At 68.6% G+C, this 17782-nt stretch carries 23 protein-coding genes and 1 tRNA gene; 9 read left to right on the top strand and 15 right to left on the bottom strand.

Going from position 1 to position 17782, the window contains the following annotated elements; translation table 11 throughout:
* Nucleotides 1–64: 64 nt before the first annotated feature.
* On the top strand, nucleotides 65–541 hold the full coding sequence (locus ACFPZ3_RS04830; RefSeq protein WP_379512708.1) for a universal stress protein: 477 nt from the start codon (nucleotides 65–67) through the stop codon (nucleotides 539–541).
* 8 nt (nucleotides 542–549) lie between these two features.
* Here ACFPZ3_RS04830 and soxR read toward each other — a convergent pair whose 3' ends face one another.
* Complete coding sequence (soxR, locus tag ACFPZ3_RS04825) at nucleotides 550–1041, bottom strand: redox-sensitive transcriptional activator SoxR (RefSeq protein WP_379512707.1); 492 nt, start codon at nucleotides 1039–1041, stop codon at nucleotides 550–552.
* 9 nt (nucleotides 1042–1050) lie between these two features.
* Nucleotides 1051–1482: an Lrp/AsnC family transcriptional regulator gene (locus ACFPZ3_RS04820; RefSeq protein ID WP_379512706.1), complete on the bottom strand. Its 432-nt coding sequence runs from the start codon at nucleotides 1480–1482 to the stop codon at nucleotides 1051–1053.
* Between the two features lie 56 nt (nucleotides 1483–1538).
* On the opposite strand from ACFPZ3_RS04820, the gene ACFPZ3_RS04815 reads away from it, so the two are divergent.
* Nucleotides 1539–2447 carry an SMP-30/gluconolactonase/LRE family protein gene (locus tag ACFPZ3_RS04815; RefSeq protein WP_379512705.1) on the top strand — a complete coding sequence of 303 codons (909 nt, stop codon included), beginning with the start codon at nucleotides 1539–1541 and terminating at the stop codon, nucleotides 2445–2447.
* Nucleotides 2448–2482: 35 nt separating this feature from the next.
* Here the strand turns inward: ACFPZ3_RS04815 and ACFPZ3_RS04810 are convergent, their stop codons facing one another.
* On the bottom strand, nucleotides 2483–3208 hold the full coding sequence (locus tag ACFPZ3_RS04810; RefSeq protein WP_379512704.1) for an ABC transporter permease: 726 nt from the start codon (nucleotides 3206–3208) through the stop codon (nucleotides 2483–2485).
* On the bottom strand, nucleotides 3205–4110 hold the full coding sequence (locus ACFPZ3_RS04805; protein WP_379512703.1) for an ABC transporter ATP-binding protein: 906 nt from the start codon (nucleotides 4108–4110) through the stop codon (nucleotides 3205–3207). Before ACFPZ3_RS04805 ends, ACFPZ3_RS04810 begins: the two co-directional genes overlap by 4 nt.
* Before the next feature lie 109 nt (nucleotides 4111–4219).
* Here ACFPZ3_RS04805 and ACFPZ3_RS04800 point away from each other — a divergent pair, with 109 nt between their 5' ends.
* From ACFPZ3_RS04800 to dnaN, 3 genes are all read left to right on the top strand, one after another.
* Nucleotides 4220–5662: a sensor histidine kinase gene (locus ACFPZ3_RS04800; protein ID WP_379512702.1), complete on the top strand. Its 1443-nt coding sequence runs from the start codon at nucleotides 4220–4222 to the stop codon at nucleotides 5660–5662.
* A complete protein-coding gene (locus ACFPZ3_RS04795; protein WP_379512701.1) occupies nucleotides 5659–6309 on the top strand; it encodes a response regulator transcription factor in 651 nt (216 codons plus the stop codon). The genes ACFPZ3_RS04800 and ACFPZ3_RS04795 overlap by 4 nt, the downstream gene beginning before the upstream one ends.
* Before the next feature lie 98 nt (nucleotides 6310–6407).
* Nucleotides 6408–7505, top strand: a complete 1098-nt coding sequence (dnaN, locus tag ACFPZ3_RS04790) for a DNA polymerase III subunit beta (RefSeq protein ID WP_379512700.1) — start codon at nucleotides 6408–6410, stop codon at nucleotides 7503–7505.
* On the opposite strand, the gene ACFPZ3_RS04785 is transcribed toward dnaN, so the two are convergent.
* From ACFPZ3_RS04785 to upp, 6 genes are all read right to left on the bottom strand, one after another.
* On the bottom strand, nucleotides 7502–7993 hold the full coding sequence (locus ACFPZ3_RS04785; protein ID WP_379512699.1) for a MarR family winged helix-turn-helix transcriptional regulator: 492 nt from the start codon (nucleotides 7991–7993) through the stop codon (nucleotides 7502–7504). The two genes, dnaN and ACFPZ3_RS04785, sit on opposite strands and share 4 nt — an antisense overlap.
* A gap of 332 nt (nucleotides 7994–8325) precedes the next feature.
* The gene (locus ACFPZ3_RS04780) at nucleotides 8326–9000 is read right to left on the bottom strand and encodes a FadR/GntR family transcriptional regulator (protein ID WP_379512698.1); all 675 of its coding nucleotides are present in this window, start codon (nucleotides 8998–9000) and stop codon (nucleotides 8326–8328) included.
* A 99-nt stretch (nucleotides 9001–9099) separates the two neighbouring features.
* Entirely contained in the window at nucleotides 9100–10443 is a 1344-nt protein-coding gene (locus ACFPZ3_RS04775; protein WP_379512697.1) for a helix-turn-helix domain-containing protein, read from the bottom strand.
* 96 nt (nucleotides 10444–10539) lie between these two features.
* Nucleotides 10540–11073 carry a PH domain-containing protein gene (locus ACFPZ3_RS04770; RefSeq protein ID WP_080044211.1) on the bottom strand — a complete coding sequence of 178 codons (534 nt, stop codon included), beginning with the start codon at nucleotides 11071–11073 and terminating at the stop codon, nucleotides 10540–10542.
* 252 nt (nucleotides 11074–11325) lie between these two features.
* Nucleotides 11326–11550: a hypothetical protein gene (locus ACFPZ3_RS04765; protein WP_106242929.1), complete on the bottom strand. Its 225-nt coding sequence runs from the start codon at nucleotides 11548–11550 to the stop codon at nucleotides 11326–11328.
* Nucleotides 11551–11708: 158 nt separating this feature from the next.
* Nucleotides 11709–12347 (bottom strand): uracil phosphoribosyltransferase, encoded by a 639-nt coding sequence (gene upp / locus ACFPZ3_RS04760; protein WP_379512696.1) that lies wholly within the window; start codon nucleotides 12345–12347, stop codon nucleotides 11709–11711.
* Nucleotides 12348–12575: 228 nt separating this feature from the next.
* Between upp and ACFPZ3_RS04755 the strand changes: the two genes are divergently transcribed.
* The 4 genes from ACFPZ3_RS04755 to ACFPZ3_RS04740 all read left to right on the top strand — a co-directional run bounded on the left by ACFPZ3_RS04755 (nucleotide 12576) and on the right by ACFPZ3_RS04740 (nucleotide 14138).
* Nucleotides 12576–13091, top strand: coding sequence for a tRNA adenosine deaminase-associated protein (locus ACFPZ3_RS04755; RefSeq protein ID WP_379512695.1), 516 nt, complete (start codon nucleotides 12576–12578; stop codon nucleotides 13089–13091).
* 18 nt (nucleotides 13092–13109) lie between these two features.
* Entirely contained in the window at nucleotides 13110–13586 is a 477-nt protein-coding gene (locus ACFPZ3_RS04750) for a tRNA adenosine deaminase-associated protein (RefSeq protein WP_379512694.1), read from the top strand.
* On the top strand, nucleotides 13583–14038 hold the full coding sequence (gene tadA, locus ACFPZ3_RS04745) for a tRNA adenosine(34) deaminase TadA (protein ID WP_379512693.1): 456 nt from the start codon (nucleotides 13583–13585) through the stop codon (nucleotides 14036–14038). Before ACFPZ3_RS04750 ends, tadA begins: the two co-directional genes overlap by 4 nt.
* 10 nt (nucleotides 14039–14048) lie before the next feature.
* Nucleotides 14049–14138 (top strand) — tRNA-Ser (locus ACFPZ3_RS04740).
* 157 nt (nucleotides 14139–14295) lie between these two features.
* On the opposite strand, the gene ACFPZ3_RS04735 is transcribed toward ACFPZ3_RS04740, so the two are convergent.
* The 5 genes from ACFPZ3_RS04735 to ACFPZ3_RS04715 all read right to left on the bottom strand — a co-directional run bounded on the left by ACFPZ3_RS04735 (nucleotide 14296) and on the right by ACFPZ3_RS04715 (nucleotide 17712).
* A complete protein-coding gene (locus ACFPZ3_RS04735; RefSeq protein ID WP_379512692.1) occupies nucleotides 14296–14592 on the bottom strand; it encodes a type II toxin-antitoxin system VapB family antitoxin in 297 nt (98 codons plus the stop codon).
* 49 nt (nucleotides 14593–14641) lie between these two features.
* Nucleotides 14642–15478, bottom strand: coding sequence for a KPN_02809 family neutral zinc metallopeptidase (gene ypfJ, locus ACFPZ3_RS04730; RefSeq protein WP_379512691.1), 837 nt, complete (start codon nucleotides 15476–15478; stop codon nucleotides 14642–14644).
* A 57-nt stretch (nucleotides 15479–15535) separates the two neighbouring features.
* The gene (ypfJ, locus tag ACFPZ3_RS04725; protein ID WP_379512690.1) at nucleotides 15536–16501 is read right to left on the bottom strand and encodes a KPN_02809 family neutral zinc metallopeptidase; all 966 of its coding nucleotides are present in this window, start codon (nucleotides 16499–16501) and stop codon (nucleotides 15536–15538) included.
* A gap of 127 nt (nucleotides 16502–16628) precedes the next feature.
* On the bottom strand, nucleotides 16629–17024 hold the full coding sequence (locus ACFPZ3_RS04720) for a hypothetical protein (protein WP_379512689.1): 396 nt from the start codon (nucleotides 17022–17024) through the stop codon (nucleotides 16629–16631).
* Nucleotides 17025–17139: 115 nt separating this feature from the next.
* Nucleotides 17140–17712 carry a hypothetical protein gene (locus ACFPZ3_RS04715; protein WP_379512688.1) on the bottom strand — a complete coding sequence of 191 codons (573 nt, stop codon included), beginning with the start codon at nucleotides 17710–17712 and terminating at the stop codon, nucleotides 17140–17142.
* Nucleotides 17713–17782 lie beyond the last annotated feature (70 nt).

Below are 17782 nucleotides of genomic sequence, written 5' to 3'. Positions count from 1 at the left end.
GTCGATGTGACAAAGCAGACATCAGCCCCAGGAATGGCGCGAGTCAGCTCCAGTGCTCTAGCGAATGACTGAGAGCGAAGGGAACAACGCCATGACCATCCTCATCGCCTACGACGGCTCGGCCGACTCGCGCGCCGCCATCGAGTTCGCCGCCAAGCACCTGTCAGCCGAGCCCGCGCTCCTCGTCACCGTGTGGGAGCCGCTGCTGGTCCAGCTCAAGAGGTACCCGCTGGCCGCGGGCGCGCTCGACTCGGACACCGAGGACGAGGCGCACGCGCAGGCCGATCATCATGCCAAGGAAGGGGCCGAGCTGGCGATCGCCTCCGGACTCGCGGACGTCACCTATCGGGCGGTGGCCGACAACGAGTCGATCTGGAAGACGATCGTGGACGTGGCGGACGAGGTCGACGCCTCGGTGATCGTGACGGGCTCGCGCGGCCTGGCCGGCGTCAGGTCGGTGCTGCTCGGCAGCGTCTCCAACCATGTGCTGCACCACGCCCACCGGCCGACCCTGATCGTCCCTCCGGTCAAGAAGCCCTGAGCGCGGCGTCAGGAGGCCGTGGCGCAGCAGTTCTGCGGCGGGCAGAGCCGGGTGTCGATGCGTCGCGCGCCCGGCCCCTCGTCGCCCAGCCGATCGTGCGGATTGGCCACCGGGCAGCGATCCAGCGACAGGCAACCGCACCCGATGCAGTCGGTGAGATCGTCACGCAGCCGCTGAAGCTGCTCGATCCGGTCGTCCAGCTCACCCCGCCAGGCCGCCGACAGCCTCGCCCAGTCGTCGCGGGTCGGCGTACGCTCGTCCGGCAGTTCGGCCAGGGCGTCCTTGATGACCTTCAGCGGGATGCCGATGCGCTGGGCCAACCTGATGAAGGCGACCCTGCGCAGGCTGTCACGGGGGTAGCGGCGCTGGTTGCCCGCCGTACGCCGGCTGCCGATGAGGCCCTTGGCCTCGTAGAAGTGGAGAGCCGAGACGGCCACGCCGCTGCGTTCCGCGAGCTGCCCGACCGTGAGCTCCTTGCTGTTCCAGGCGACCTTCGTCATACCTGGAGATTACTTGAGGGTTCGCTCGAAGAAGGTCTCCAGCACGATGACCGTCTGCGTACCGGTCACGCCGTCCACCTGGAAGACGCGGCGCAGCACGTCCTGGAGTTCGCGCGGGCCGGCCGTGCGGACCTTGAGCAACACCGACGCCGGCCCCGCGATGACGTGCGCCTCCTCCACCTCCGGGATCCCCGCCAGTCCCTCCGCGCTGTCACCCATCCACGACCCGCCGTCCACCAGCACGTACGCCGTCACCGCCCGCCCGAGCGCCGCCTGATCCACCTCGATCGTGGTGCGCCTGATGACCCCGCGCTCACGCAGCTTGCGCACCCGCTCGTGCGCCGCCCCGCTGGACAACCCCACCGCCTGGCCGAGCGCCGCGTACGACTGCGTCGCGTCCTCCTGCAACAGACCGATCAGCATCCTGTCGATGTCATCCACGGCAGAATGCTATCTCGCGATATGCCCGGCAAACCGAACCGCGTAGGGTGGAGACCATGACGATCCCCACTGAGTTCGAAGTCCTGGACGAGCGGTTCGCCGGGGTCGGCGGAGACGACAAGGTCGAGATCCTGCACACCGGCACCCGCTGGGCGGAAGGCCCCGTCTACTTCCCGGCCGGCCGCTTCCTGGTCTGGAGCGACATCCCCAACGAACGCATGTTGCGCTGGGACGAGATGACCGGCGCGGTGGGCCCGTACCGGCAGCCGTCCGGCTACACCAACGGCAACACGCTCGACCGCGAGGGCCGGCTGATCTCCTGCGAGCAGGGCAGCCGCCGCGTCACCCGCACCGAGCACGACGGCTCGATCACCGTGATCGCCGACCGGTGGCAGGGCAGGCGGCTCAACAGCCCCAACGACGTGATCGTCCGCTCCGACGGCTCCATCTGGTTCACCGACCCTCCCTACGGGATCATCAGCAACTACGAGGGCGTCGCCGCCGAGCAGGAGATCGACGGCTGCCACGTCTACCGGGTCGATCCGGCGACGGGCGAGGTGCGCATCGTGGCCGGCGACTTCGTCCGGCCCAACGGCCTGGCCTTCTCGCTGGACGAGCGGCGGCTCTACATCGCCGACACGAGGGCCAGGCATGTACGGGTGTTCGAGGTGGGCGACGACGGCACCCTCGGCGGCGGCAAGGTGTTCGCCGAGGGCGTCGAGGGCGACAACTACGACGGCCTGCGCCTCGACGACACCGGCCGCGTCTGGGCCGCGGCCGGCAAGGCGGTGCTCTGCTATGACCCCGACGGCACGCTGATCGGCCGGCTCAGGCTGCCCGAGTTCACGGCCAACCTGGTCTTCGGCGGGCTCAAGCGCAACCGCATGTTCATCACCGCGTCCTCCTCGCTCTACTCCCTGATGTCGAACGTCACCGGCGCGCGCCCGGTCTGGGCCGGGCGCTGACGCCTGCCGTGCCCCCGCGGCGACGGCAGGCGCCCTCATTCCCACCGGAAGAGGCGGATGGCCAGCCCGCCGAAGACCACCAGGCCCACGGCCACCACCACCAGGTGGAAGAGCTGCGGAGCGTGGCCCGCCCAGGTGTCCCTGAGCGCCTGGGCGAACGGCCCCGCCACGGAGTAGTCGCTGATCGTCCGCAGCGCGTCCGGCATGACGTCGCGCGGCACCCACATCCCCGCCAGGAGCATCAGCGGGAACATCACCGCCGACCCGATGCCGGGCGCGACCTTGCCGTTCGGCGCGACCGCGGCGATCACCAGCCCCAGGGCCATCAGCGCGGCGCTGCCGAGCAGGAAGACCAGGATGAAACCGGCCCACTGCCGGGGCGCCGACGAGCCGAAGACCACCGCGCCGGTAACGATGAGGATCACCGTGGACAAGGCTCCGACGCCCAGGTTGACCAGGAGCTGCACGCCCAGCAGCCGCCCGGGGTGCATGGGGGTGGTGGACATCCGCCGCAGCACCCCCTGCTCCCGGTAGGCGGTCAGCACCGCGGGCACCACATTGCAGGTCAGCACCAGCAGCGACAGCAGCGTCATCATGGTCGGCCACTGCGTGTCGACGAAGCGCTCCCCCTGCTTCACCGCGGTGAAGTCCGGGACGCTGAGCCCCAGCACGACCAGGAGCGCGACAGGCAGCGCGAGGGTGAACAACAACAGCGGCCATTCGCGCAGGTGCAGCTTGGTCTCCACGAGGAGCAGCTTCATGACAACTTCCTTCCGGTGAGGGCGAGGAACGCGTCGTCGAGCGTGGCCTGCTCGATGCGCAGATCCCCGGGAACGACCTGGTGGTGGGCCAGGGCGAGGGTGACGGCGGGGGCGAGGTTGCCCGTGCCGGCGACCACGACCTGACCGCCGCTCCTGGTGACCTCCCGCACCTCGGGCAGGGCCAGCAGCACGGCGTCATCGACGGGCGCCGAGGGCCTGAACCGCACCCGCTGCTCCCCGCCCACCTGACTGATGAGCCCGGCGGGCGTGTCGGTGGCGACCACCTTGCCCGCGTCGATGAGCGCGATCCGGTCGCAGAGCCGTTCTGCCTCCTCCATGAAGTGGGTGACGAGCACGATGGTCACACCCGAGTCGCGTACCTGCTCGATCAGCTCCCACGTGTCCCTGCGGGCCTGCGGGTCGAGGCCGGTCGTCAGCTCGTCCAGCACCGCCACGCGCGGCCGGCCCACCAGCGCCAGCGCCACGGACAACCGCTGGCGCTGGCCGCCGGACAACTTCTTGAACGCGGTGTTCCGCTTGCTCTCCAGGCCCACCCGCTCCATCAGCTCCCGCCAGTCAGCGGGGTCGGGGTAGAAGGAGGCGTACAGGTCCAGGGCCTCCCACACCTTGATCTTCTCCGGCAGCGCCGCGCTCTGCAGCTGCATGCCCAGGACCTGGCGCAGCTCGTCCCGGTCCGCCCGCGGGTCCAGCCCGGTCACCCGTACGGTGCCGCCGTCGGGCGCCCGCAGCCCCGCCACGCATTCCACGGTGGTGGTCTTGCCCGCGCCGTTCGGGCCGAGGATGCCGAAGATCTCCCCATCCGCCACCTCGAAGGACACATCGTCGACCGCCAGGTGCTTCGGATACTGCTTGCGCAGGTTCCTGACCTCGATGATTTTCATGCCTTCGACGCTAGGAACGCGGCGTCCATCGGAGAATCTGGCTAGATGCCCGGTAAGGGTGTACCTAGGTGCAGTGACCGCGGGCGTACGGGTGACGCAAACTGGTGACATGCTCAGGAGGCTCGGTCAGGTCACGACGTTGCTCGCGCTCATCGTCGTGCAACTCCCCATGATCGTCCTGATGGCCGTCATGATTCTCCTGTCGTTGGCGCTGGGCATGGTCTTCCTCTTCCCGCCACAGGTGAGAGTGGTCAGGCGGCTCGCCGAGCTGCACCGCAGGCTGGTACGCGACTGGACGGACATCAAGATCGAGCCCCCGTACCTGCCGGCGCCCCCGCCCCCGATCCCGCAGTCGGACGGGATGTACCGCTCGGAGCGCACGCTCTACAAGACCCCCCGCGTGCCGGCCTGGAACAACCGCTGGAAGTGGCTGGTCAGTGACCCGGCGACCTGGCGCGACACGGTCTGGCTGGTGTTCGACCCGCCGGTGAAGGTGGCTCTGCTGCCGTTGCTCCTCCTGATCCCCGAGCGCGGCCTGCGCGTCTACGGCCACTGGTGCGACATCCTGCTCGGCGCCACCGCCGCCAGCCGCCTGGCCGGCCAGGTGAGCCACCTCAGGCGCACCCGCCACCTGGCCGCGGACACGCAGGCGGCCGAGATGCGCAGGATCGAGCGCGACCTGCACGACGGCACGCAGGCCAGGCTCGTGGCGATCGGCATGACGCTCGGCGCGGTTGAGCAACTCGTCGACACCGACACGAACGCCGCCAAGGCGCTGCTGGCCAAGGCCAGGGACGCCTCCTCCGAGACGCTCACGGAGCTGCGCAGGGTCATCCGCGGCATCCACCCTCCCGTGCTGGCCGAGCGGGGGCTGGGCGACGCCGTACGCGCGCTGGCCATGGACAGCCCGCTGCAGGTCACCGTGGAGGTCGACCTGCGGCACCGGCCGGAGGCGCCGGTGGAGGCCGCCGTGTACTTCGCGGTCAGCGAACTGCTCTCCAACGCCGCACGGCACGGAGACGCCGGCACGGTGACCGTGGACCTCAGCTCCAACGGCCCCGACCTGCGCGTGACCGTCACCGACGACGGCATGGGCGGCGCCGATCCGGCCAAGGGCAGTGGCCTGGCCGGCATCGAGCGCAGGCTGGCCGCCTTCGACGGCGTGCTCGCTCTGAACAGCCCGCCGGGCGGCCCCACGACGGTGACCATGAACCTGCCCCGGGCCCTGCCTCAGTACTGGGGCGGCCAGTGGGCGGGCGAGCTGCCCAGGCTGCCGCGCTGGAAGGCGGTCACGGTCCTCATCCTCTGGGCCACTGCCTGGTGTCCGACGTTCCCGCAGGGGATCGTGGCCGGGGTGTTCAAGATTCTCGGGGTCGAGGACAAGACCTGGTTCCTGGCGCTGTACATGCCCGAGGCCTGGCAGTGGCCGGCGATCTTCGGCATGATCACCATCGGTGTCATCATGCATGTCATGGCCATCCGCATCCCAGCCGCCCACAACCGCGAACGCTTCATGGAGCAGGCCACGCCGTTCAAGCCCTGGTGCCCATGAACCGCGTACTGATCGCCGAAGACCTCTACCTGCTCAGAGACGGCCTCGTCCACCTGCTCCAGGCCCACGGCTTCACCGTCGTGGCGGCCGTGGAGAGCGGGCCCGAGCTGCTGAAAGGGCTGCTGGAGCTGCGCCCGGACGTGTCGATCGTGGACGTGCGGCTGCCGCCCACGTTCACCGACGAGGGCCTGCAGGCCTCGCTCGCGGCCAGGACGCAGGTGCCCGGCCTGCCCGTCCTCGTGCTGTCCCAGCACGTCGAACAGCTCTACGCCCGCGAACTCCTGGCCGACGGCTCGGGCGGGATCGGCTACCTGCTCAAGGACCGCGTCTTCAACGCGGAGCAGTTCATCGACGCCGTACGCAGGGTCGCCGCGGGCGGGACCGCCATGGACCCGGAGGTCATCGCCAAGCTGCTGGCCAGGAACGCCAGGCACGAGCCGCTGGCCGCGCTCACGCCGCGCGAGCGCGAGGTGCTGGAGGCGATGGCCGGGGGGCGCTCCAACGCGGCGATCTCGCAGCGGCTCTACCTGAGCGAGAGCGCTGTGGCCAAGCACACGGCCTCCATCTTCGCCAAGCTCGGCCTCGCGCCGTCGGACGACGACAATCGCCGCGTGCTGGCCGTACTCGCCTACCTCAACAGCCGTTGACCGCGCTCGCCGACGGGGCCTTGCCCGGAACCGCGCTGAGTTGTCGGTGGCACCGGCTATTTTCATAGAGGCACGGCGCGACGAAGAGGTGGTATCAGGTGAAAATCCGGGTAAACCGCGATGTTCTGGCAGATGCGGTGGCGTGGGCCGCCCGAATCCTGCCTTCCCGCCCCGTGGTGCCCGTCCTGTCCGGGCTGCTTCTGGAGGCGGGCGAGGAGCTCACGTTGTCCGCGTTCGACTACGACGTCTCCGCGCGGGCCATGATCGACGCCGAGGTGGTCGAGGAGGGGCGCGTGCTGATCCCGGGCCGCCTGCTGGCCGAGATCAGCCGGAGCCTGCCCGCCGACGACGTCGAGATCGTCACCGAGGGCCCAGAGGCGGTGCTGACCTGCGGAAGCGCCGAGTTCGGGCTGATCACGATGCCGGTCGAAGACTTCCCGACCCTGCCGGTCATGCCGCCGAGCATCGGCGCGATCGGCGGCGGTGTGTTCGCCTCCGCCGTCGGCCAGGTGGCGCCGGCGGCCAGCCGCGACGACACGCTGCCCATGCTCACCGGCATCAGGGTCGACATCGAGGGCGAGTCCGTGGCGATGGCGGCGACCGACCGCTACCGCATCGCCGCCCGCGACTTCGCCTGGCGTCCGGCCGGCCCCGACATCGCCGTCTCCGCCATGGTCCCGGCGCGGGTGCTGGTCGAGGTGGCCAAGTCGCTGCGCGGCGGCGAGGTCTCGGTCGCGATGGGCGACGGGGTGGCCGGGTTCGAGAGCGTCGGGCGCAGCACCACCGTGCGGCTGCTCGACGAGCAGTTCATCGACTATCGCGCCAGGCTGACCGCCGACTGGTCGATCAGGGCCGACGTGGCGGTGGCGCCGTTCGTCGGCGCGATCAAGCGCGTGGCGCTGGTGGCCGAGCGCAACACCGCGATCCGGCTGTCGTTCAGCCAGGGGCAGGTGCTGATCCAGGCCGGCGGCGGCGACATCGGGCGCGGCGCCGAGGTGGTCCCGTGCGAGCTGACCGGCGACGACATCCAGATCGCCTTCCAGTCGCAGTTCCTGCTCGACGGGCTGACGGGGATCGAGGGCGAGCTGGCCCGCATCAACATGGAGTCGCCCACCAGGCCCGCCCTCATCCAGGACGTGCCAGGCGACGCCCAGCCCGTCTTCCGCTACCTGGTCATGTCGCTGCGCCAGACCTAGTCGCCGCTCCGCTCGTCACTCCGGTCGGTGCTCTGCTGATCGTTCTGGCCGGTGCTCCGGTCGCCGTTCTGGTTGCTGCCCTGGTCGCCCGTCTGACGTTGGGTGACCAGCCGGAACACCCGCTTGAACTCCCGGTAGGCGTCCTCGCCCACGGCGCGCGCGTGGGCCGCCTCCATGTCGGCGAGGATGGCATCCGACTTGGCCATGAAATCGAGCCCCTTCTCTGTGGGCACGATCAGCTTGGCCCGCCGGTCGGCGGGATCGCGCTGCCGCTCCACATAGCCCAGCTCGACCAGCTCGTCCACGAGGGTGCCGATGACCTGCTTGTGCTGCCCCGAGCGCGCGGCCAGATCCGTGGCCCTGCTGCCTTCCTCATCCAGGTAGGCCAGCACCGCCCCATACCGGGGCCTCAGCCCGGGATGTCCCCGCTCGGCCAGCTCCGTGAACAGCTCCCGCTGCAGGCTGAACAGCGTCCGGCTGGACAGCACACCGAGATCGGGATCCTCCCGCCTACGCCGGCTCCTCCGCACCACGCGCCCCCACTTCGACCCTGGCCTCCACCATGGCCCACGAACACCATGGCCCACGAACCCCGGGACGCGGCGAGCCCACGCCGCCCGCGAGCCGACCGCCCGCGCCCGGAGGGGACCCAGCGCCACTTCCCAAGGACCTCAGCCCGTTACGGCCTTCCGCCCCCCGAGAGACCTCAGCCCGTTACGGACCTCGTGCCCCGCGAGGGACCTCAGCCCGTAATCGGCCTTCCGCTCATTACGGGCCTTCCGTCCCCCGAGGGACCTCAGCCCGCAATGAGCGGGCGAGGTCAGGATTCGGTGAGGGCGATGAGGATGTGTTCCATGCAGGCATGCCCAGCCCGCTCCGCCGCCGCCACGTCCCCGGCCGCGATGGCCCGGGCGATGGCGTCGTGCGGAATGTAGCTCTTGTTGAGCGACGTCCCGGCAGCCGTGATGCTGGCCCGCAACGCCGCCGAGAAGTCCTCATACAGGTCGATCAGCACCAGATTGTGTGTGGCGTGCGCGACTGCCATGTGGAAGGCGAGGTCGGCCTCGACGAAGAAGTCGGGGTCGTCGAGGTCCCAGGCACGTTCCCGCTCGGCCAGCGCGGCCTCGATGCGGACAATGTCCTCGTCGGTACGCCGGGTGGCGGCCAGGCGAGCGGACTCGACCTCGAGCGCACGGCGTACCTCAAGGATTTCGAGCTGCTCGGCCTGCCGCAACCGGCGCAACATCGCACCGGACAACTCGCTGGTCGCCCGGACGTAAGTGCCGTCCCCCTGACGGCACTCGAGCAGCCCGGCGTGCGTGAGCGCGCGTACGGCCTCTCGAACGGTGTTGCGACCCACCCCGAGTTGCTCGGCGAGCACGGTCTCGGTCGGAATCTTGCCGTTCATCGGCCACGACCCTGATGTGATCTGCTCCTTGAGCTGATCGATCACCTGGTCGACGAGCGAAGCCCGCTGCGCCGTACGCAGACTCACAGTCCGCCTCCTCCGGGGAAACCAATCATCCTATGAGTCAATGACTGGTCGACCCTAATTATTCCAGACTCAAAGACCAAATCTGGAGCTCCCGGAGGTTCAGCGAGAAACTGTGGTGTCCACCATCACCCCTGCCATTGCGGAGCGAACTCCGGCAGCTTCGAGGGCCTTACGATATGCGGCGGTCTGTTGTGCTCTGGACCCGACCCTGCCATAGAGGTCGCCCAGCTCACGCCAGCAACGGGCGGCCTGACGATCGGAGCCGAACACCGGCCGGTCGAAGGTGTCGAGCAGCTCATGCGCCTTACGCAGATGCGCGGAGGCGTCGACGCCCTGACCGAGCGAGACGGTCGCCAGCACGAGGTGAGCCTCGGCCGGCGTCGTGCCCGAGCGGTCGTGCGCGAGCCCCAGAGCCACCACGGCCAGCTCACCCGCGGCCACCGCGTCACCCGCACGCAGCTTGACCCGCGCGTGGACGATGAGGCTCTCACCATGCTCGCGCATGGTGGCGGGGAAGACGGCGAACGCCTGCACGGCGGCCGCGATGAAACGCTCGGCCTCCTCGATCGGCGCCGTGGCCATCCTGGACCAGTGCATGACGGTCCTGGCGAGCTGCAGCGAGAGCCTGGTCTGGCGGCCCGCCATGATCGCGTCGTCGGCCAGGCGCACGGCCAGAGCCGAGTCCTCGCCGGCCGCCGCGGCCGAACTCGCGTGCCACAAGGCCTGGATCTCTCCGGAACGGTCCACAACTTCAGGCATGCCAGCGGTGTCCAGCACGCGCTTGACGTAGGCCAGTCCGGGGGATTCGCTCTCACGCTCGCTGCGCGCCTCGACCAGCGCGGCGGCCAGGTCGGTGGCGAGCTCGCCCCGACTGATGGACAGCCGCTCGGCCTGCGCCAGCGCCGCCGCCGCGAGGTCGCGAGCCCGCAGGTGGTCGCCCGCCCGCTGGTAGCAACGGCTCAGTGCGATGGTCAGCGGAAGGTCGGCCAGCCGCTCGGGGTGAGCCGCGGCCTCTCTCCGCAGGCGCTCGAACGCCTCAACGGCCTGCCCCAGCCGGCCTTGGGCCTCCAGGGCGCGTGCCCTGCCGAACCGCGCCTGGGCGGTCAGCATGGCGTTCTCCTCGTCGGCCGCCTTCACGATCTCCGTGAAGCGGTCGGCTGCGATGGACGGGTCGCCGTGCTGCAACTCCAGCTCGGCGTGACGCAGCCCGAGCTCGGTGTCGATGCGCTGCCGAGGCTCGATCCCGTGAAGGAGGAACTCGGTCGTGCATCCAAGCCGCTCGGCCAGGAGCCGGGCCACCACAGGAGTCGGTGTGCGCTTACCCGACTCTATGAGCGAGACATAACTGTCAGACAGGTCGGGTCCGGCCAGCTGGGCCTGAGACATCCGCCTGTTCAGCCGCAATCCACGGACGCGGTCACCGATGGTTCCCTGACTCGGCATCTCATCTCTCAAGGCGGGGAAGGGTCAACAACACGCAATGATTGCATGAAGTAGCCGAATCTGGTATCCCCGCGTGAAGAATTTGCCACGCCGAGATTAATCGTCGCTGTCGTCCTTGCTGGGAAAAAGCATCTGGCAGACCTCTAGGTAGAGGGTCTCCGGATACGGAATGTACTCCACCGTTGACAGAGCTTGATCCTGCCCGGCTGACTCGAGGATGAACTCACCGTAACCGAGCATGCGCCCAAGCAGAGATCTTTGGAAGCTCATGTCGGTGACCTTGCCCAACGGCATCATCGCGACCTTGCGCGTGATGAGACCAGTGGTGAGCAACATTCGCTTCGAAGTCACCACAAAGTAATCGACTGACCACTCCGCGACTTTCCATACGAAACGGATCAGAAGGAGTAGCCACAACCACCAGACGACGACCAGCGCCGTGCCGCCCGCCTCGCCCCCGCCGAAGAACTTGCTGAGAAGCCCGGCGATGATCAGACCACCGAGCACCTCGGCGACGGGGCGGAGCAGAATGGCCGGGTGCCGTCGCACCATGATGACCTGTTGTTCGTGGGGGAGGAGGTAGCGGTTGACCGACGATGGAGCTGAGTCCCCGTGGGTCACAAGTCTCATGAGAGGCTGTTCACAAATTGAGCCAGAGAGTCGGCCGCGTTGAACACCGTGTCGAACGCTCCTCTCACCGCGTCCGCGGCGTCAGCTGGTCGCGCGAACAGGTAGTACGCAACAAATGCGATACCACCGTATGTGAGGACCTTTTTGACCTGCACCGTCGCCTCCGTGCCACTTACCCACTCCACCCGCCGTATACATTACCCACCCGGATGCCGGGGTAAAGGTAACTTGGCGGGTAAGTTCGGATCTTGCTTAGCCGCGTTCGCTGGCCACCAGAGCCAGGACGTGAAGATGCTTGCGCGCGATGCGCTCAACCAGGCTCGGATGGGCGTAGCCGGTGACCTCCAGCGCGCCGTAGTGCGCTGCCTCCACGCAGCGCGTTACGGTGGTCGTGGAGTGGACGCCGGCGAACTCGTCGCACAGCACCGCCTCCACGTCCGCGTACGGAGTCGGATCCGCCTCGGTGTGATCGCTCATCGTGCTCCCCCACGCGCATGCGGAAGTTGCCTTCCAATCTCTTCGTACCCACCCAACCACAGTATGTAACGAAGTGATGACCCGCTGTAATGGGAACGTGGCTTTTCAGGCGACGCAGAGGTCGATGCAGAGGTCGACGTGGAGGTCCAGGTGACGGCTCAGACGACGCCGTAGAGGCGGTCGCCGGCGTCGCCGAGGCCCGGCACGATGTAGCCGCTCTCGTTGAGCCGCTCGTCCAGCGCCGCCGTGACCACGCGGATCGGCTTGCCGGAGTTGGCGAACACCTTGTCCATGTGGGCCAGCCCCTCGGGCGCGGCCAGCAGGCACAGGGCCGTGACGTCCACCGCGCCCCTGTCGAACAGGAACTGCACAGCGGCCGACAGCGTGCCGCCGGTGGCCAGCATCGGGTCCACCACATAACACTGCCGCCCGGACAGATCGTCGGGCAGTCGCGTGGCGTATGTCTCCGCCTGCAGCGTGGACTCGTTGCGGATCATGCCGAGGAACCCGACCTCCGCCGTGGGCAGCAGCCTCGTCATGCCGTCGAGCATGCCGAGCCCGGCCCGCAGGATGGGCACGACCAGGGGGTACGGTTTCGCCATGCGAACACCCTGGGTCCGGGCGACCGGAGTCTCGACGGTGACCTCGGTGACCCGCACGTCGCGCGTGGCCTCGTACGCGAGCAGCGTCACCAGCTCATCCGCGAGCCTGCGGAAGGTCGGCGAGTCGGTGCGGACATCGCGCAGCGTGGTGAGCTTGTGAGCCACGAGCGGATGATCGACGACGAGGGTCTCCATGGGTCCACACGCTATCTCCTGGCGAACGCTGCTGGGAACCGCGCGACCTGCCGGTACACACGTGCGGCGGCGCGCTGTGGAGGCCGGGCGATGGAACGCGACACACGGTCCCCGGCACCGCACATCTTTGGTTTTGATCACAATTTGGTCCGAGAGGCACACGCCTAGTGGCCAGGTCTGGAACGATTAGGTGCTGGTGATATCTGCCGTGTCAGAACTCGGGTGGGGATGGCGATGACCGACGAAGACGCTCTCGACTTCGCCATCGTGGTTTATCGCGAGGACGGTTGCTGGGATGCCGGGCTACTGCCGGTCACCCTCACGTCCGACCTTCAGGGGCTGATCCACGCACTGAAACAACAGCCGAGCGAGAGCGGCACGATCGGGCTGGTCGCGGTCGGCGACGAGTTCTTCGTGGGGCTGCGGGTGCTGGGCGACCGGGTCGACGTCTTCCTGTCCGACATCGCCGCCTCCTGGGACTTCCCGCTGGCGCGCCAGGTGTTGCAGTACCTCGACGTCCCCGTGCCGGATGAGGAGGAGCTCGACGAGATCCTCCAGGACGAGGAGACCGTGCTCCCCGCCGGGGATCTGTCGATCTTCGCTGATCTCGGGTTGGACGAGATGGAGCTGGGCATCCTCTCCGGCGACATTGATCTGCTGCCCGAAGATGTGTTGTCCAGCATCGCCGCGCGGCTCGGCTTCTCCGAGCCGTTCGAGCGTGCCATCGAATCGGTCTTCGGCTGACCCCCCTGGAGCGCGGACATGGCGTCCAACACCTTTTCTGCGGCTTTTGTCAGGACTTCTGATGGTTGGAGCGGCGCCGAGGTCGATCTCAGGAGCGCCGAGATCGTGGACGATTTCGGCGACGCGGTCACGGAGGCGCTGGGGCTCGCGGGCGACGAACTGGCCCTGCTCTGCGTCGAGGTCGAGGACGAATGGTTCGCCCTCGCCCGATACCGGGGCGAGGAGGAGCCGCGGGTGTTCCTCTCCGATGCCCACGCGATCGTCTCCGACTCCCTGGGCGAGTTGTTCGCCGAGTTCGCCGGCGTGGCGCCCGACAAGGAGAACAACGGGCTCGGCGTGCGGCCCGCGGGCGACTTCGAGCTGCTCAGCGACCTGGGCGTGAGCTCAGAGGAGCTGCTTGAGCTCAGCATGGAGGAGGGCCTGCTGCCCGCCGACATCCTGTCCGTGATCGCCGAGCGGCTGTCGTTCGCCGACGAGCTCGACCGGCTGCGGTGACCCACGAGGAGGCCATGCGTCTCGCCCTGGCGGCGGCCGTCACGGCCGGGACCAGGGGGGAGATCCCCGTGGGGGCGGTGGTGCTCGACCCGCTCGGCGAGGTGCTGTCCGCCGCGGGCAACGACCGCGAGTCCGCCGCCGACCCCACCGCCCACGCCGAGGTGCTCGCGCTGCGGCGGGCCGCCGCGCTGCGCGGTCAGTGGCGGCTGAGCGGCTGCACGCTCGTGGTGACACTTGAGCCCTGCACGATGTGTGCGGGGGCCGCCGTGCTGGCCAGGGTGGAGCGGATCGTGTACGGCGCCACGGACGAGAAGGGCGGCGCCGTGGGGTCGTTGTGGGACGTCGTACGCGATCGCCGGCTCAACCATCGGCCCGAGGTCGTCATGGGCGTGCTGGGGGAGGAGTGCGGTGACGTACTAAAGCGGTTCTTCGCCACTCGCAGGATCCGGTAAGCTCGTGCGCGGTGGTGTCGCCTAGTGGCCGAGGGCGCACGCCTCGAAAGCGTGTGATGGGGCAACTCATCCGTGGGTTCAAATCCCACCACCACCGCCATCGCCCAAGGGCCCCCGAGATCTCGGGGGCCCTTTCGCATGTCCCCGGCCTGTTCGGCCGGCGGTGATAACCGTAACCGTATTCGCGGGGCATTCTCCGAAATGGTTCCGGGCATAAGAAAGGGAGCCGCGATTCGCGGCTCCCTCCTTTTCCTTTCTCAGTTGGGCAGCTCAAGGACCCTGGCGTGCAGGATCGATCGCTGGTGCAGTGCCGACCGCAAGGCGCGGTGCAGGCCGTCCTCCAGATAGAGCTCGCCCTGCCACTGCACCACGTGCGGGAAAAGATCCCCGTAGAAGGTGGAGTCGGCGGCTAGCAGCGAGTGCAGGTCCAGCATGGCCTTCGTGGTGATCAACGAGTCGAGCCGGACCTGCCGTGGAGGGATCTGCGCCCACTCTCGGTGCGTCAGACCGTGGTCGGGATAAGGGCGTCCGTCGCCGACTAGCTTGAAGATCACCCCCCCGATTTTAGGAGAGATTCCGATTCCTCGCGCTATCCGGCGGTGATCAGCGCAGCTCACCGAGATCGCAGTCGGCGGGCGATCCCTTTTCGTAACCGCGCTGGAACGCGTTGACGCGTTGCTTGGAGCTGCCGTGGGTGAACGATTCAGGATCGATTCTGCCGGTGGTGCGTTGCTGGATTCTGTCGTCGCCGACGGCGGCCGCCGCGTCGAGGGCTTCGGAGATTTCCTTCTGGGTGAAGGGCTCGTCGTAGAAACCGGTCTTGATCGCGTTGCGCGCCCAGACTCCGGCGTAGCAGTCGGCCTGCAGTTCGATGGTGACCGAACTGCCGCCTTCGAGGGCGCCGAGCAGGTTCTGTACGTGGTGGCCGTACTCGTGGGCGATCACGTACGCCTGGGCGAAGGGGCCGCCCTTGGCGCCGAACTCGGTGTGGAGCTGGTCGAAGAAGCCCAGGTCGAGGTAGACCCGTTGGTCGCCGGGGCAGTAGAAGGGGCCGGCGGCCGAGCTGGCGGAGCCGCAGCCGGTACGTAACCGGCCCGAGTACAGCACGGTCTTGGCTAGGCGATATTCGGAAATTTCCTGCTTCCAGTAGTCCTGGATGCTGTTGACCACGCCGACCACCCTGCACCGCTCCGACTGGTCGGCGTCCTTGCCCGTCCGGCACTGCGTGGACAGGTCGGAGGGGGGCTGCCGCTGGGCCGGCGTGGCGCCACCGCCGACGTTGTTCAGGACGAACACCGCCACCAGCACGATCAGGCCGATGATCCCGCCACCGCCGATGACCATGCCGCCGGGGAACCCCGAGAAGCCGCCGCCACCACCGCCCCCTCCGGCGTCCTCCACCTGCGAGGCGTCGAGATCGGCCTGATCCCTGAAATCCATGCTGACGTCCCTTCTGGGTGCTGCTGCCCGCAGGACAAGCTTCCCCGAGGACGCCGGCTATATCGCGCCGGAGAAGGTGTCGCACTTCTGGGGATCGCCGCTGTCGTAGCCGGTGCTGAACCACTTCTCCCGCTGTGCGGAGGTGCCGTGCGTGAACGCGTCGGGGGTCACGCGGCCCCGCGAGCGCCGCTGGATGCTGTCGTCCCCGACCGCCGCCGCCGCGCTGAGCGCCTGCTGGATGTCGCTCTGGGAGAACGGCTCCTGGAAGTAGCCGGTCTTGACGGCGTTCTGCGCCCACACCCCGGCGTAGCAGTCGGCCTGGAGTTCCAGGCGTACCGAGGGGCTGTCGGCGCCGGGGCGGCTGTCGCGGCCGACCTTGTTCATGGTGCCGAGCAGGTTCTGGACGTGGTGGCCGTACTCGTGGGCGATCACGTACGCCTGAGCGAACGGCCCGCCCTCGGCCCCGAAGTCGCGCTGGAGCGTGTCGAAGAACGTCAGGTCCAGGTAGACCTTGCGATCGGCCGGGCAGTAGAACGGTCCGACGGCGGAGTCGGCCGCGCCGCAGGCCGTGTTGACCGCCTGGGAGAACAGCACGGTCTTGGCCGGTTTGTACGTACGGCCCTGCTCCTCGAACTCCTTCCGCCAGTAGGACTGGATGCTGTTGACCGTGCCGACGACACGGCAGTCCTCCGACTGGTCGGCGTCGGCGCCGGTCTTGCAGCGTTCCGCCAGGTTGCCGCTGGGGGAGGCCCTGGGCGGCGCGCTCGGTTGCCGGCCGCCCTGCTGCCCGCCCTCGTCGCCGGAGAACGGCGTGGGCACGATCCCGAACAGGAACATCGCCCCCACGGCGAGGAGCAGGAGCAGGCAGCCGCCGCCGCCCCGGCCGCCAATGGGCAGCATGCAGCCGCCCGGCATCCCGCCGAACCCGCCACCGCCACCGCCGCCCCCGCCCGGCTGCGGACCCGAGGCGCGCACGTCCTCGACCTGCGATGGGTCGAGCGGCTTGTCGTCGTCGAACTGCATGTGTCCCCCCGAAGCAGTTCTCCCCCGTGACGAAGCGAATACGCAGCGCAATCAAGCCGGCGCCGTCCTCGGCGGCTTCGCCATCACCAGGGCGACCGCTCCAAGGCCCTGGTCAGCGCCTGACCGCTCACCGGTCGAACCACAGCGCCGAAGTGGACCTGCACAACTGCGCGAACACGAGCGCGGCCAGCAGCAGGCCGAGCACGTTGCCGAAGCTGACGCCGCTGCCGAGCTGCCACACGCCGCCCAGGACGAGCAGGGACTCCACGATCAGCCCGCAAACACGTACCCAGCGGCGGCGCGAGGAGACCCGCATCGCCAGGAACCCGATCAGCAGGATCGTCACCAGCGGGAGCACGAGCGAGGCCACCAAGGCTCCGCCGACCGCGCCGGCCGGCGCACCCCCCAGCAGGATGAGCAGCAGGAACAGCCCGGCCAGCCCCAGAACGGCCTGGACCCACATGCAGATCCTGGCGAAGGACACGGACTGGGGCATCACCTGGAGGCTGTAAGGCTCGGACATGCGAGCCCTCCGATTCAGGGGCGGCGATCGACGCGCCGAGCATAAGACCGCCCGCATGGTCATGTACGCGATAGGCCGGGAAAGAACCCCTTTCCCGCGTACGGTCCAGGCGGGATCAGCTACCAGGTGGCGGGGTGGCATCACCGATCTCGGTGGCGGAGGGATCGTCAACCACCTGGCAGGGCTCGACAGGCCCGCTGGTCAGCCGGCCGCTGAACTCCCAGGCGACCCCCGGGCGCTCCACGCTCGGCTCCACCGGATTCTCCATCACCTCGATCATCGCGATCTGCCCGGGCTCAATGAAGCGGGGATAGATGGTGATGCCGTTTTTCGGGCGAATCGCCCTGAAGGAAGGCGACTTCTCCAGCAGCTGGCGGGTTTTGGCCCGGACCGAAGGGTCCTTGCTCGACAGCTCTCCCTCGTCCACGTGGACCTGGTCGCCCTCGACGAAGGGCGCACGGGTGTTTCCGCACCGCTTGCCGAGCGGTAGGTAGGTGATGTCCGCCGGCACCCCCATGGTCGCCAGGTCCCCCTCAAGGCTCTCCGGATCCCGGAAATCGTGGATCTTCAGGTTGATCGAGCCATCGGGGTTCTTCGTCAGGGCGTAGGCGGGCTGCGCCGATCCGGTGAGCGCGGGCACGGCCACAGCCAGCACGCTCGCCGCGGCCGCCACCGCGCCGCCGAGCACGAGCCATCGCCGCCGCCGAGACGGTGCTTTCAGCAGACCACGCTCCTGCCTTCCGGGTGCCGCCGTCGCC

The organism is Nonomuraea insulae (assembly GCF_042656245.1).
The sequence above is the reverse complement of the archived record's forward strand: the minus strand, read 5'-3'. Positions and strand labels throughout refer to the sequence as shown.